Raw genomic sequence first — 13,820 nt, 5'->3', positions numbered from 1 at the left:
ATGTTACTCTATACTGCCGGTTAATCCAGATGGTAGACTTCTTCCATAGTTACCTATAATTCCTCAGGCGCGCGCGTCTCAAGCGGTGTCAGGAAGGGGACGCATTCTGCCCACCATCGTTGAATAACCGGATCCGCAGCCATTTTTTCATGTCATCCTGATAATTATAACCATAATACTCGTAATAGCTGAAGAGATATCCATTCTTAAAGTAAATAGAATAATTGGCAATATTACACTCTTTGATCATAGTATTAATATCGGGTTAGATATTAGCATCTAATTTCGCATAATAGACATACTTTTCTGGCTTAACTTTGATCACGACACCAACACTCTGAATTGGTTTCATACTATTTCTCTCCGAAGTTAAAAAATCTTGCTGTTCTCCGGTACTTCACGAATTTGACCTTTGCGCTGCTAATTAAGCGGACTAGTAGGGCATAGCAAATGTACAGGAATATCCAGTCCGATCTGTGTCGTGGCATATTTCACGACGTTATAGAACGGCATATTCAAGCCAGTATAGAGGGGGGATCCACGATAACCGGATTTGCAGAGCATTGGCCTGGTCAAACTCACCCTGCCGCCAGTGGCGATAAATCTCACAGGTGAGCTTTTGGGAAGAATTAGCACTGACTGGATATAGAGTTAACTTGCCAAGCAAGTATTCGTCACAGTCGGCAAACACGGCAAAATCAGGGTACAGAAGCTTGACGGCGTGAATCACTTCGCGAATATGAGAGTATCGATGGTATCCTTAAGGCAGACGATATTCAAGCACGTCTGCGCCAGACGGACAATGCATGCTACCGGAATGGATTGGCCTTTCAGCGTCGGGAAATTATAGAGCACGATTGGCAAACGGTAGATTCTCGATAATCTAGCGGTAGATAGTCTTCCGCCAGTGGTTATACCAGGGTTCACCACTACCCGCCGTCCGCGCCATATTCCTGCGCTAGCCGGCCGAAGGTTAACGTCACCTGCGTGTCAGAATGGGTAATCCCCACCAGCACGGACTTGCGGCCGGTGATATGGCCAATGCAAAATATCATTACTTGCGTGCGCAGCGCGTCCGACATGTGCGCAAATTTCCTGGCGCTGCCGAGGAAAAATAATCCATCAACCTCGGTGGTAAGCAAATGATCGATAAGACGCCCTATCGCTGCTTCGTCAAACTGCTCCCGATCGTCAAATAGCGCCGGAACCGGTGAAATGATCCATGAACTTTACGGATATACTTTTTCTTGCTTAAATGAAAATGTGACGACGCCTGTTGCCGGGAATGAACGCCTTATTCATGACAACAGATAAAGCTATGCAGCATTGATGCTAAACAGTCTGACTTGATAGTCAACGCCGAATTCATGAGTGATATCTATCATTACATCGATCCACGGCGCCATTCCTGTCCCGAGATCTCAGACAGGAAGATTGCTGGCAAAAACAACCTTATCGCGGCTAAACGTCTTGAGCGCAATACCCATGGTGTGCGGTGGACAAGGTTAATATTGGCTTTGGGAGAGTTTATAACGCCGAGACTTTGTAGAAGGTGTTGTTGCACGCCGACAGCGCATGGTGTATCCTGTGCCTCGCATCAGGCGATCGCACATCCACGATCCCTATATGATTCAATATAATGTCGGTTCGCAGGGGGCTTGGCACGCAAAACTAGCCACTTCGCCCAACTCCTCATTACGTACGTAGGTCCTCAAATCATAGGAGAGGCATTGCTAAGAAAGAGTGTTGACATTACGGATGAATTCAGGCGTCAGTCAACTGTTTGACGGCTGTCCTGGCATGTGAAAAACGTGCCTGACGCCTTTCACTCAGCGATAGAATACCCAGCGCATCCCACCAGCGAGCGACGGCGTCCGGTTTGCTGCAAATCCATCGAAATGATGCCACCGTAGGAATGATGCCACCACAGGCATAATTGGCGAGGTCTTCGCACAGCTCGCGCAAGCATTTGGCTTCCAATTACCATTGGTCGGGAGAGAAGTCCACTTCTACGTACAGCGAACGATCGATGCAACAGCGCTCGTCGCGGTTACTTGTTGTCAGGTAATTTTACCACGCCACATCATAGTGCTGCAGTGCCGGTATCGCATCCGTCTATAGACGCCGGGCTCGGGACAGATCCCATAAATGAAGATGCGTATCGGTGATGTGCAGTACGGCGTTCCTCCTAAATAGCTTTTCAATAAGTTACTGGGGTGACGCCTATTGCGGATGAACGGTAGCAGGATTCTGCCATGCACATGGTTTTTCAGGTATCCTCGACGCTATTAAGGTAGGGATAATTGTCATCTTCCATTTTGCATTGCAGGTCGACTATTGGGCTGATAAAGGCACCCGAGAACTAGTTTGTGTCTATGGAAAATTTCCGCACTCTTTACCATCATCGAGAATATATTCGAACTTATCGACGGATTTTTTTGAGGTAATTTAAGAGGACGCCAATATGAATTTTGATGTCGCCCACAAAGTGCCTTCAATTTTAAAAAAAATTCCTGTTTCCATGGTGCGTAAAATCATGACATTGATTAATATGGATATTGGCATTTACTATATCTCCATTATCCAGAATAATAGACGAACGTGTTCGAGTAAATTCCAGTATTTTGTTATGTTTTATAGTGTTATAATATACTTCTTGCAGATCGCCTAGGAAATAGCAGACCACATCAATGTAGTGAATACTGTGGTAATTGACTTCTATCCTTCCTTTCTGGCACAATATTTTTTATCAGGCATATAGAATAAATAATCATTATCCAGAAATTCTTGGATAAGGTTGTGTGCCGAACTGCACGGGATAGCCAAACTGGCCTGCAATTGAGAAAAACTCATCCCCTCACGATGGCTAGCGATTAATTTCACTAACCTGAAAGTTCTCTCCGCTGATTTTACTTTAGCCATATTGATTATCAGAATTATCCGCTATCTTGCCGCAAAATTTGCGCGACGATTAGTAAAAGTTTTACAGATTCTTCTTTAATTGCGCTTTATCGATAGCCTAATAAACAAGTCATGAATTTTCAGACTGAGTTTAAAACTATGGGCCATTGCGCCTTCCGCATTCAAGAGCTTGTACGAAAAGTCCTTGCGCAGCATGACCATAGTTTGCATCAGCTTGTCGTAGAATTTGGTTATCGTAAATCCTACCTATCAGAAGATCATATTCATCCAATAAATAATGATAATCTTCCAGTTTGCTGCGCTCGAAATCGGCACTTCTGTCATGTTTCAGATAATGGATTGTAGGCGGATGAGGTTGTCACGATTGACAATATTCAGCGCAGTCAAGTAGACCTCTTCTTCAATCAATCTACACACTGCGTAGAATTAATAAAACTTATTAATTTACTTGTTGAAAATATAAGAAATGGTTTATTCCGGCAAATGTAGATTGTTTTTGAAAACGTAACTATCATCCCCCAGTTTTATTTCGAACAAGCCTATCAGCGAGAGGGCGAGCAACACCTTACGCACCCAGCTGCGGATAACATTGAACATTTCGCCAATCGCATGCTCGTTTAGCAGAAGTTGCCCTGGCTTGATTTTTCCCTAGGTGATTTGCGAAGCTATTTGTTCCATAATTTTTTCAGTTATGGTCATTTTTTATCGCAGTAACGTCCATTTATCCCTCCGACAGGGACAGTATCCATATCCGTGAATTTAGGGTCGAGCCTCGTTGTGCAATGATCTTAGTGCTGTGGGGGGGGTCGCGGTGTATCGAATAGGATAAGGTAAAAGAACGGTTTTTTGGGAATTCCCCGCTAAGGTGTTGTGGCTAAGGCTCATTCTAGATGCCATCAAATCCGCTCATGGCCGTCGGCGGAAATACTATCCACGGCAGGGGTGAAATTATTTCTATACTTTCCATTATTTTATGGAAAATATTTGAATATTATTACAATTAATAAGAAATTAAAATCTAATTTTTCAGGAGATATAAAACGCATAAATAGAACTATTTATATCGAAATATACTCCTTAAAGTAGTAATTTTATGGCTTAAATACGCGTTTTGAAGGTTTGGTGGGGAGACTAACCCCGAAGAACTGATCGGCGCTGCTCATGCGGGTTGTTTCTCGATGGTACTGTCGCTGATGTTGGGCGTAAAAGACTAAGCCCAGGAAAGTATTGACACCACCGCCGATGTTTCATCGGACAAGGTTAGGGGAGGATTTGTCATAACTAAAATCTCCCTGGACAGTAAAGTCAACGCCCCGAACATCGATGAAGCGGCCTTTGACAAAATCATCTAGAAGGTGAAAGCAGGGTGTCATTTGTCACAGCTGGTAAAATCGGGAACCACTTTCAATTATCATATGAATTATAAGATTAATTATCTCTTTTATAACAATTGGTTAATAGCCTCTAATGATGGGCGATCACCCCCCACCTCCACATGGATGCTGGGGCTACTTTCATTAGCATAATGGCTATTAACCTGCCAGCGAGACGGACTCACGTGCTTGTCGGTGTCTGATCCGCGGTAATCTGCCAAAATTCTCTACATCCATCCTTGATTAAAAGAAAAATGATTTTTATAACTCATAATTGTTTATTTATTCGCTAGAGATCTGTTTCAATATATTCACTAAAAATATAATGCGTCAGATTATAATTCCATAGAAAAATATTGATGATATATTCTACAGAAGCGTCATGTCAGCGCCTATTTTGGTCCAAAAACTAAAAATTTTAACGGGAATAATGAAAGTATCAGACTGTGTTATCCAGTTAAAAAACGCTTTTTATCTCAAAAATTTATTTATCGGCGTATTAATAAAGTAGATTTATAGTTTATTCCGACCGGTAACGTATTAGAACGGTATCACTTAAGGAGGAGATCTCAATGAGCGTTTTAATTGCGATGATTTCTGATATAGCATTAGTCGATAACCTTTTCGCCATGCCTGCCCGCGCTATATATACAGCTGAAACACAGTGTTATCGATGAACTAAAAGACGCGCGTTTTTATGTACTGGAGAAGGGGGCGCATTAAACATTAACTATGGTCATGTATAATGGGATCCTCAATAGCTGGAGGGGCCGAAAGGGTTTTCCGACGAGGACTGGTAGATAGTGCTATAGTCAATAACCGATTAAAACTGGCAATAATGTCCTTCATTGGCGATTAGAGGTACAGCACCACACCGAGTCGTGGCAGTTATATATCACCCGTGAGGATTGGGATCCCAATAATCCGCTAAGCCGCACAGTTTGATCTGCGCCCGCTGTAGATAGGTCCGCCGATGACGAAATTTCTCCTGAAAGCGTCACGATCGAATATAAAATTTCGTAAAATTATTCTATTTATCATGTAGTTATTGTAGTTTAGAATGTTGATGATACAGGAAATGCTTTTTACCAGGTAATAGATGCGGAGATTGGTTAAACGGTCACGGTAGGGTAGAGAGTGCTTAATGCGATAATCCCGCTGCCTTTCTCTTCGAGCTATCACCTTCGTTTTATTTTCATTTCTAATCATGCTATTACATGGTAAAATCCCCTCCTCAATGAATAGGGTAAGCGGTTAAATATTATGCAAGTATTTGCATCGGACCGCATAGTTCCCTTTCTCATGATGCTGGGATCAATATTATCACTGAGTATCAGTACGTCGTTGTACGACTTTTTTATTTCCGCTGGTGGGGCGATAGGGGGCCATGGCTCCTCGCGCCGATTTCGGCCATCATCTTACTGATGTGCAGCGCGCAAATCATCCTGGGCGATTTGTGTTGCATCGCCCAGGTATGGCGTGACGCGTCACGCTTGGCGTGATGAATCTATGCTTTTATCTGTTGATACAGGCTAACCTTTTAGCCTGGCGATCGCCGTTGAATTTACCGGGCCGCTTAGTGTAACGCTGATTCATTCCCGCAGGCTAATCGACTTAATCTGGATTGCCCTTGCGGCTATCGGTATTTTTCTTATTCTTCTATTAAATAAGAATTAAAGCGCCTTGGACACTACCAACGGTGTGTTCTTTGTACTGTGTACAGTGTTTTTCTGGGCGCTACATATCATATTCGGCAATAAACTGAGCCATCTCCACCTCGGCTATACGGGCGATCGGCTTGATTTTTGCCTCAATTGTGACGTTTCTGGTGAGGATTATCGATGCCGGCCATATTATGGCATACCCTTATTTGGTATTGATAGGACTTTTGATCGCCTTTTTTCCAGTTTAGTGCTGATGTCGCTGGAGATGGCAGCGATGAAATGCTTGCTGCATAAGACGTTCAGCATTTTGATTAGTATAGAACAGGCGATAGTGGCGATCATCGCCTTTATCATTCTTTCCGAACATCTTACGTTTTCTTTCCGAACATCTTACGTTCATCCAGGTTATCGCGATCGCTTTTTCCATCACTGCTGGCATGATGTAGCACCATGACTACCGGCAGCAAAATGGATACCCTGGTTAAGTAGGCGGTAAAGAGAATTAACCTCTTATTCTGGCACGGCAGTACATCACGGACTGCAAAAAGTAACAGCCGCCGAGCGTTATCAATGACAATGAACGTTTCTGCGCCTGCCTGCGTAATCTATACCGCACTCTTTTGTGCTGTTTAATAGGTCGGGATGACAACTTTCATAGCTTTTTCCTGCGTGACATGGGCAAAGACCTCATAGGCTTTATCCAATTTCGGAGGGTGAAATGGTGCGTGACAATTTATTCGGGTTCACCCGGATGTGATTAAGGGCTTTTAATAGCATCGGTTTACTGGTGGTATTCACTAAACCGGTCGTCAGCGTAATGTTTTTAATCCACAAGTTTCCAGATGCAGGTCGACCTGCTTGCCGTGTACGCCGACATTGGCAATGTGGCCGCCTTTCGTACGATATCCTGGCAGATTTTGAATGTTGATCCTAATCCCACGCATTCCAACCACCACATCTATACTGTCTCCACCGGCTAATGCCGATATTTGTGCCACAACGTCCTGCCTTGAGGATTAATGATTTCAGTGGCGGCAAAGCGCTTGGTTATTACCAAACGTTGTTTTTCCTTATCGATCATGATAATTTTTGCCGACGAGAAAAATTGCGCCGTTAACATGGCCTCTATGCCAACCGGCCTGACTTACACTAATGCCAGTGTGCCAGTGTGTCAGTGTACTACTTTCTCTCCCTGTTTCACTTTGCCATTAAATATCTTTATTTCAAAAACGGTTGGTAAAATATCGCTTAGCATCAGTGCAGCTTCCTCATCCATATTACCCGGCAGAAGATAAAAGCTGCTGTCCGCATGCAGAATGCGGACATATTCCGCCTGCGTGTTGTCAATGAGATGCCACAAAATCTAACCGCCTTCCTCACAATGGGACAGCAGCGAGCTTGTAATATCGGCAGGTTCTGTAAGCAGTGACGTAGGAAATTATCACCTGGTCACCTTTTTTGAAATGGTGGATGCTCTTTCCTGTCTCTGCAGTAATGCAAATACCTTCATAGTCTATAGACAATTCCCTGGATCTTTATATATTATGCCTTCCATGTTCACTTTCAGTTTGATTCTACTTATTACTATAGTAAATAGCTTCAGGAAATATGGAGCTAATCTCCTGTACTATTATTAATAGTGAATGTATTAGTAGTAATACCCAGTGCTGTCGTAACGCGAAGCGTTATTTAGTTTGACGCAACGGTATATTCTATTGATAATAATATAAGTTATTAACAGTATATTCTGCACTTAAAATAGTTATTATGATCACATTCACAGTTATGATTATCATTAAGGCTTGGGAAATTAGGTAAAAAATAGATGTATTAACTCATTGGTCAGCAAAAATATGAATAATATAAATAATTATTAGTAATAAATTTTAAATTATTATATTCATAATATTTCATATATTATATATAATAATATATGAAATGGAGAAGTCGTAGCTCACTCCCTGATTTATTGTTGCCTGCTGAAAGCACCACGTCAAAGATCGAGAGATCGAATTTGCCCGGCGGCAAGCCATTGAGGGTAAATGGTACCGGGCCGCCATGCCGATAGGCTCTTCAAATACATGGGGAGAGACGCGGTAACCAGCACACCGTGCACGTGTCTATCTCCTGCTTTAAATGGGCTACTGGATCATCGCTATTACGGGCGTTGACCGTTACGCTGGCGCCTAATTGCTTCGCTAATTCCAGTTTGCTGTCATCAATATCCACCGCGTCGATATTTAGCTCCGTCGCCAGGGCATATTGCACCGCCAGGTGACACCCAGCTCACCGACGTTGAAGACGACCACTTAATNGCTTGGTTTGAATCGGTTATTGTAAGCCCCTTATGAATCGTGACGCAGGCGCAGAGGATGGATATAATATCATGATAATCAATATTATCCGGGAAGGAGTACCGATATAATCGGCGTCAGTCAGACAATATTCATTAAAACAGCAATTAACAGAATAACCGGAATTCTGCTGTTGGGGGCATCGAGTTTCTTACCCGTCCAGGCAGTAGTCGCAATGTCCACATGCCGAGTAAAGCCGAGGAACGCCGATGCGATTGCCTTATTTTAGATGGATGACACCCGCTCCGGTTTTGACGATATGTCCGACACATTCATGGCCCAGAATGAAATGAAAGGAGGAACAGGCTTGACGGGCCAATCTCCCTCAATGGTATGCAGGTCTGTGTGGTAAACTCCCATTGCGGCGATTTTCACCAGCACCTGACTGGGATCTATGTTCGGGAACCGGTACCTGTTCTGTCTCCAGTGGTTTGCTAAAGGCTTGCGCGACTGCGTCTTTCATCATCATGAGTAACTTCTCTTAGTATAAACACATGTGAAAAGAATAGATTGTGTGGATAATTCTGGATAATTTTATCCGGGAGGACTGGCGTGCTGGGAATAGCATCTACCCTCTGTAGGGCCGAAAAGGCATTGCCGGGCGAACCGGCTCGTGATGATGCCGCAGGAGTGGGAGGAACCGAAGATAATATGCCTAAGCAAGATTGTCCCTAGTTAGCGCTAGGAAAGCAACGACCAAATTAATTTAATAATTATAATTATAATTGAATTTTTCATTCAATATGACCGATGGTCGGGCGCATCGCTGTCTTTGGTCAGAGTAGCGAGTTATCTCTGCCGAAGCGAGTTATTCCTTTACTCCATCGACCTTGATGGCGGGAGGTGGCAAGGTAAGGCTCCGTAGCGGATCCTATATGATGTTGCCTATCCTGGCTATCTCGTCCACTGTAGACAGGGAAAAACTCTGCTGTTACTACTGAGGTTGTCTCTCCCTCTGCGGCATAAAAAGATGCCCGCGACGGCCAGTGTAGCTTTGATAAGCCAAATTTGTAACAAATTCGGATTTCGCTCATCACTAATGTGAAAGCCATCGGCGAGATACCTTTTTAACAACAGTGCAGCAAACGGTCATCAGAAAGACCGTCTTGCGTTGTGACATCCGAGAAAGGGTCAAGCGTCGATGAGGGGAAAGTATATGAAGATGCTAATTTTTTAGCTAAACCTGTGCTCACCGCATGCGTGGGATGTGATCGATGACTAAAAATGCAATATTAATCGCTATTTCAGCGTATATGCGCTGGTCGTGAACAAGAAGAAAATGATATATCATAGAGGGTAACCTAGGGTTAACATCATGCTGCCAAATTCCTCATGAAGAGGCAGTTGTTGACGTAAGGGAGACATTAACCTTTCGTAGAAATGACGAAGGTAAAGGCTTATCTCAGGCACGACGACGCTTTGCCGAGAAAAACCTTTTCAAATGCTAAGTTAGCAGGATGATGTATGAAAAAAGTAAAAGTATCGGAAGCCCCCCCTTCNGGGGGGGGGCTTTCCAACCGTCAGGTCACTATGATTTCAATTGCCGGTATTATCGGCGCCGGGTTATTTATCGGCTCCGCTAATGCTATTGCTGTTACCGGCCCTGCAATCCTTTTTTCCTATGCTATTGCGGGGTTATTGGTGTTATTGGTGATGCGTATGCTTGGCGAAATGGCCGTCTCTCAACCGGACTCCGGTTCATTTTCCACTTATGCGGCCCGAGCAATTGGACCCTGGGCGGGGTTCACAATCGGCTGGCTTTACTGGTGGTTTTGGGTATTGGTGATCCCCGTTGAAGCCATTGCTGGGGCGGATATATTGTATGCCTGGTTCCCCTCGGTACCTTCTTGGGTATACGCGGTAGGCATTGTAATATTATTGACCTTGACTAACCTTTGCCACGTTAGGCATTTTGGCGAATTCGAGTTCTGGCTTTCGCTAATAAAGGTGCTGGCTATCATCGCATTTATCGTCATCGGCACGCTGGCAGTGATAGGTTTTTGGCCGTTGGCCGACATAAGTGGAACGGCGAGGCTGTTCAGTCACGGAGGTTTTCTTCCCAACGGCCCTGGGGCGGTGTTGGGTGGGATTTTGGTGACGATATTCTCTTTCTTTGGCGCGGAGATTTTGAGTATTGCCGCGGCGGAATCACAGGAGCCGGCAAAGCAAATTCGCAAGTCTACCAACCTGATTATTTATCGAATCGCGCTGTTTTATATTCTGTCGATTTTTCTCGTGGTCTGCCTCATTAATTGGGACGATCCGCAGCTTCCCTGCCAGGGAACCTTTCAATATGCTCTGTCTGTGCTAAATGTTCCTGGGGCCAAACGGATTATGGATTTTGTGGCGCTGATAGCGGTAACTAGCTGTATGAACTCCGCTTTATATACCGCTTCACGTATGTTTTACGCGCTGGCCCGCCGGGGGGATGCGCCTGCGGCTGGTAAACGGGTTTCACACCATGGAACACCGCGTATCGCGGTGCTGGCCTCTACTTTGGCCGGGTTTTTGGGTTGTCTGGCCAATTATCTTTTCCCCGGCAAAGTGTTTGGCTTTTTACTCTCCAGCACCGGCGCGGTGGCGCTGCTGGTGTATTTAGTGATTGCGATATCGCAACTACGAATGCGCGGCATCTTGGAGCAACAAGGGCAGTCGCCACAGTTCAAAATGTGGTTGTTCCCTTGGCTTAACTGGTTGTGTATCGGCATTATTGCCACTGTGCTGGGTTACATGGCTTGCGTGCCACTCTACCGTTATGAAGCGTTGATGACGGGCGCAGTGGCGCTGACTGTCTTTTTGCTCAGCCTGGTAGTTACTCGCCATCGAGACGTCGCAAGTGTTACCAGGCTGACGCCGGCGCGGGAGATGGACATTGAGGCCACCCGGCTATAAGGGCGTGCACGCTGCTGATATGCGCACGCCACTGATAAAGGAATACCCGTCGTCGCTTTCAATGGGTGAAGGGGTCCCGGCCGAGCAGGCGGCATGTGATGGCGACCGCTGAATAACGCTCGCGTCGTGCTAATGCGGTAGAAGGAGGGAGAAGGGGAAAGGGAAGGGGAAGTCTAGTAATAACGCGCATGCGATGGCGAGAGGGAAGGGGGGTGATGCGACATCAGCACTCCACGGGTCATTTGGCGGTGTCAGCAAAGTTCGAAGGGGCATGGGTAATCTTATGCCGCAGCAGCTTAAAACAAAAATAGATGTGCAATTCCCCGCCGGCCCCGCCGGTATACAGAGTGAGCGCCCGATGTCCGTGGTGTTTTTCTTTTACCGTCCCATCTTTTAGATTGAAAGATGGGTTGCTTTAGGCCATCTTTCTGGTGAAGGTGGAACGCGTGCTCCAGTATTTAGGCGATCTGGCCCTCTAGGCAAGATACGTTGCAGCATCCAAAACGAGCGCCGATATGGATGTTCCCCTGGAAATGGATGACGGCACTATCCGTCATTTTGAAGGTTTTCGAGTGCAGCACAAATTTATCACGCGGACCGGGAAAAGGAAAAAGGCGACGTGCGTTTCCAATATAAGCGAGATTTATCCGCTATTATCCGCTATCATGGGTGCTTGCCTTATTCCCTGGGTAAGCCCAGGCGTCGTGCTGCCGCCCGTTTATGGCGACAGCGGTAGAATACAAGTACACGGTGCGGCATTGCTCAGCGAGGAGAAGTGCCAGCCGTGATGATTAATGCCCTACCACTAGTCGGGATTATAGAACGGTTGTGCCGTCAGGGTGCAGTGCGGGTGGAGGTGCTCAGCACGCTGTTCAATGTCAGTACCGTGACTTCCACAACGATCTGCTTTTTTTGGAAAAAAGCAGCTGTGCGATTCGCGGCTATGGTAACGCAAAGCTAAATAAGTAGTTCGTTTTTGACCGGTATTTGGGAGAATAAAGGCCGCATCAACCGCGATGTCAAAACTGCTATCGCCTGTTCCACCACCGTGCTGGTGAACGACGGTGATACGATCATTCTCGATTCCGGATCCACCACCAGCCTGATGACTGGCCCGCTGCAGGAGAAACGGAGATTGGTGGTGATGACCAATGCGCTTAACATTGCTTACGAGTTAGCGGGCAAGATCACATTGAGTTAATATTCATCGGCAGCAGTGTACACGGTCATTCGTGCTCGCTGAGCAGCCCGGTAGCCGAACAACATATCTGTCAGTATCAGTTTGATAAGCCGTTTCTCAGAGTCGACGCGCTGGATTTTGTCTGCAGCACTACCACGCGTCACCAGGGAGAAGTATAGCTGAATCGCGTTATGTGCGATGTGTCGCGAGAGATCATCGCTGTAGCCGAACGCCGAATAAGTTCGGCCGCATCAGTTTCTGCATGATCCGCGAGGTGGATCAGATCCACCGTCTGATAACCGGCAGTGGGATTTCCGACTACTACTTGCGTGCTCTACGCGATCTCGGCGTCGAGGTGATCATCGCTGATCGTTAGCCACACTTTCCAGGAGTTCCAATGAACAGCTGATAGCACTGATCGAACGGCATAAAGCGGGCGAGTAGGTGGGCTTTTTCTCGGTGTGTTCCGCCCATCCTTGGGTGATCAGCGCTGCAATGGCACAGGCGATGCGCTGTGACGAACGGTGCTGACTGAAGTTACCTAAAACCAGGTTAATCAATTCGGCAGCTACACCGGCATGACGCCGCCGAAGTTTTTCGACGCGGTCTGGCGCCAGGAGGATGGATGACTGCAGGCTGCTACGGCAACGGATTTGGCTGGACGGCGATCACCTTGGCCATAACACCTAGCGGAATCAGCCGGCGTCGGAGGCAATAACCTTCCGAGACATTGATAGACAATTATGTCGCGGCGGGAATTTTGCAAGATCCATCTGGATTGCTCGATGTGCTGTCATGATGACCTGGCGCAGTTGGACGATGAGTAGGTATCCCAGTGCTCCGCCAGGCTTTACACGGTGTCAGAGCGGCTCTGGAGGCAGGACGGAGGAGAACCGCCGGTGTACATCATCGGTATGGAATTCCCGATTCCAGACAGAATGTATGAAGCCCCTGGACGGGCTGTGGTAACCTACGCAGTCAGTTGGCGCAGACATTGAACACCCACCGTCAGGCGTGGCGCGCCTGGCCCTGGTAGCAGTATCGCGGGTTATCGGGTTTGTGGTGCAGCCGGAGGTGGAATTCGATCATCAGAGCGCGGAGCACTATCGGCCCGAGCGAGCTGCCGCCCTCTTAGCCGTTTCATCGAGCAATGGCCAATATGGTCTATGAAGCGCACTCTACCGACTATCAGCCCAAGCGTATCGCCAGGTTAGTGCACGACCACTTGAATATCCTCAAAGTCGGACCGGCCCTGTGACCCTATGCTCTGCGTGAGACACTGTTCGCGCTGGACCGCATTGGGCAGGAGTGCGCGGTGAATATATCGCGCTACCCATCTTTTGCGCCACTCTGGAACAGGTGATAGGCGATCATCCCGGCTACTGGCAGCGCTTTACCCCGGCACTCCCCAACAGCAACATATTGCACCGGCGCT

17 protein-coding genes and 3 pseudogenes are annotated in these 13,820 nt (G+C 46.4%); 11 read left to right on the top strand and 9 right to left on the bottom strand.

What is annotated here, in order from left to right; translation table 11 throughout:
* Positions 1-88: 88 nt before the first annotated feature.
* From BG74_RS20025 to BG74_RS19130, 6 genes are all read right to left on the bottom strand, one after another.
* On the bottom strand, positions 89-259 hold the full coding sequence (locus BG74_RS20025) for an L-rhamnose mutarotase (RefSeq protein ID WP_369678555.1): 171 nt from the start codon (positions 257-259) through the stop codon (positions 89-91).
* A gap of 467 nt (positions 260-726) precedes the next feature.
* Positions 727-855: a dihydrodipicolinate synthase family protein gene (locus BG74_RS20020; RefSeq protein WP_204376388.1), complete on the bottom strand. Its 129-nt coding sequence runs from the start codon at positions 853-855 to the stop codon at positions 727-729.
* A 74-nt stretch (positions 856-929) separates the two neighbouring features.
* Positions 930-1,163: a dihydrodipicolinate synthase family protein gene (locus tag BG74_RS19135; protein ID WP_256364266.1), complete on the bottom strand. Its 234-nt coding sequence runs from the start codon at positions 1,161-1,163 to the stop codon at positions 930-932.
* Positions 1,164-1,764: 601 nt separating this feature from the next.
* Positions 1,765-1,965: a hypothetical protein gene (locus BG74_RS09505; protein ID WP_066598111.1), complete on the bottom strand. Its 201-nt coding sequence runs from the start codon at positions 1,963-1,965 to the stop codon at positions 1,765-1,767.
* A 753-nt stretch (positions 1,966-2,718) separates the two neighbouring features.
* Positions 2,719-2,922, bottom strand: coding sequence for a helix-turn-helix domain-containing protein (locus tag BG74_RS20015; RefSeq protein WP_066598107.1), 204 nt, complete (start codon positions 2,920-2,922; stop codon positions 2,719-2,721).
* A gap of 471 nt (positions 2,923-3,393) precedes the next feature.
* A complete protein-coding gene (locus BG74_RS19130) occupies positions 3,394-3,519 on the bottom strand; it encodes a hypothetical protein (RefSeq protein WP_256364262.1) in 126 nt (41 codons plus the stop codon).
* Positions 3,520-3,915: 396 nt separating this feature from the next.
* On the opposite strand from BG74_RS19130, the pseudogene BG74_RS18550 reads away from it, so the two are divergent.
* From BG74_RS18550 to BG74_RS14560, 3 genes and pseudogenes are all read left to right on the top strand, one after another.
* Positions 3,916-4,343, top strand: a pseudogene (locus tag BG74_RS18550) (OsmC family peroxiredoxin); the annotation flags it as partial.
* Positions 4,344-5,117: 774 nt separating this feature from the next.
* Entirely contained in the window at positions 5,118-5,240 is a 123-nt protein-coding gene (locus BG74_RS20010; protein WP_187202889.1) for a lytic polysaccharide monooxygenase, read from the top strand.
* 738 nt (positions 5,241-5,978) lie between these two features.
* The gene (locus BG74_RS14560) at positions 5,979-6,413 is read left to right on the top strand and encodes a hypothetical protein (protein ID WP_187202882.1); all 435 of its coding nucleotides are present in this window, start codon (positions 5,979-5,981) and stop codon (positions 6,411-6,413) included.
* Positions 6,414-6,768: 355 nt separating this feature from the next.
* Here BG74_RS14560 and BG74_RS14555 read toward each other — a convergent pair whose 3' ends face one another.
* On the bottom strand, positions 6,769-6,957 hold the full coding sequence (locus BG74_RS14555; RefSeq protein WP_187202881.1) for a hypothetical protein: 189 nt from the start codon (positions 6,955-6,957) through the stop codon (positions 6,769-6,771).
* Between BG74_RS14555 and BG74_RS19125 the strand changes: the two genes are divergently transcribed.
* Complete coding sequence (locus BG74_RS19125) at positions 6,951-7,076, top strand: hypothetical protein (RefSeq protein ID WP_256364260.1); 126 nt, start codon at positions 6,951-6,953, stop codon at positions 7,074-7,076. The two genes, BG74_RS14555 and BG74_RS19125, sit on opposite strands and share 7 nt — an antisense overlap.
* A gap of 54 nt (positions 7,077-7,130) precedes the next feature.
* On the opposite strand, the gene BG74_RS09490 is transcribed toward BG74_RS19125, so the two are convergent.
* Both BG74_RS09490 and BG74_RS18545 read right to left on the bottom strand, forming a co-directional pair.
* Positions 7,131-7,319, bottom strand: a complete 189-nt coding sequence (locus tag BG74_RS09490) for a hypothetical protein (protein WP_066598104.1) — start codon at positions 7,317-7,319, stop codon at positions 7,131-7,133.
* 713 nt (positions 7,320-8,032) lie between these two features.
* Complete coding sequence (locus BG74_RS18545; protein ID WP_066598102.1) at positions 8,033-8,227, bottom strand: zinc-binding dehydrogenase; 195 nt, start codon at positions 8,225-8,227, stop codon at positions 8,033-8,035.
* A gap of 1,586 nt (positions 8,228-9,813) precedes the next feature.
* Here BG74_RS18545 and BG74_RS09480 point away from each other — a divergent pair.
* From BG74_RS09480 to BG74_RS20000, 7 genes and pseudogenes are all read left to right on the top strand, one after another.
* A partial coding sequence (locus BG74_RS09480) for an amino acid permease (protein WP_244267506.1) occupies positions 9,814-11,205 on the top strand: 1,392 nt, incomplete at its 5' end.
* Positions 11,206-11,627: 422 nt separating this feature from the next.
* Positions 11,628-11,814: pseudogene (locus BG74_RS21065) on the top strand (Glu/Leu/Phe/Val dehydrogenase dimerization domain-containing protein); the annotation flags it as partial.
* A 56-nt stretch (positions 11,815-11,870) separates the two neighbouring features.
* Positions 11,871-11,993 carry a hypothetical protein gene (locus BG74_RS21060; protein ID WP_439895734.1) on the top strand — a complete coding sequence of 41 codons (123 nt, stop codon included), beginning with the start codon at positions 11,871-11,873 and terminating at the stop codon, positions 11,991-11,993.
* Positions 11,993-12,761 (top strand): annotated as a pseudogene (gene agaR, locus BG74_RS09465) (transcriptional repressor AgaR). Before BG74_RS21060 ends, agaR begins: the two are co-directional and overlap by 1 nt.
* 202 nt (positions 12,762-12,963) lie before the next feature.
* Entirely contained in the window at positions 12,964-13,014 is a 51-nt protein-coding gene (locus BG74_RS20005; RefSeq protein ID WP_369678554.1) for a hypothetical protein, read from the top strand.
* A 385-nt stretch (positions 13,015-13,399) separates the two neighbouring features.
* Complete coding sequence (locus tag BG74_RS11860) at positions 13,400-13,555, top strand: class II D-tagatose-bisphosphate aldolase non-catalytic subunit (protein ID WP_187202880.1); 156 nt, start codon at positions 13,400-13,402, stop codon at positions 13,553-13,555.
* Positions 13,536-13,643: a class II D-tagatose-bisphosphate aldolase non-catalytic subunit gene (locus tag BG74_RS20000; RefSeq protein WP_073961159.1), complete on the top strand. Its 108-nt coding sequence runs from the start codon at positions 13,536-13,538 to the stop codon at positions 13,641-13,643. Before BG74_RS11860 ends, BG74_RS20000 begins: the two co-directional genes overlap by 20 nt.
* Positions 13,644-13,820 lie beyond the last annotated feature (177 nt).

It is taken from the genome of Sodalis-like endosymbiont of Proechinophthirus fluctus, assembly GCF_001602625.1.
Classification (GTDB): Bacteria; Pseudomonadota; Gammaproteobacteria; order Enterobacterales; family Enterobacteriaceae.
This window is presented reverse-complemented; position numbering and strand designations above follow the sequence as displayed.

Bases quoted from the DNA above. Each gene is read 5' to 3' on its own strand.
- BG74_RS20015 (WP_066598107.1), bottom strand. From the start codon at position 2,922: ATGGCTAAAGTAAAATCAGCGGAGAGAACTTTCAGGTTAGTGAAATTA.
- BG74_RS19130 (WP_256364262.1), bottom strand. From the start codon at position 3,519: ATGTTCAATGTTATCCGCAGCTGGGTGCGTAAGGTGTTGCTCGCCCTC.
- BG74_RS21060 (WP_439895734.1), top strand. From the start codon at position 11,871: ATGGGTGCTTGCCTTATTCCCTGGGTAAGCCCAGGCGTCGTGCTGCCG.
- BG74_RS20000 (WP_073961159.1), top strand. From the start codon at position 13,536: ATGGCCAATATGGTCTATGAAGCGCACTCTACCGACTATCAGCCCAAG.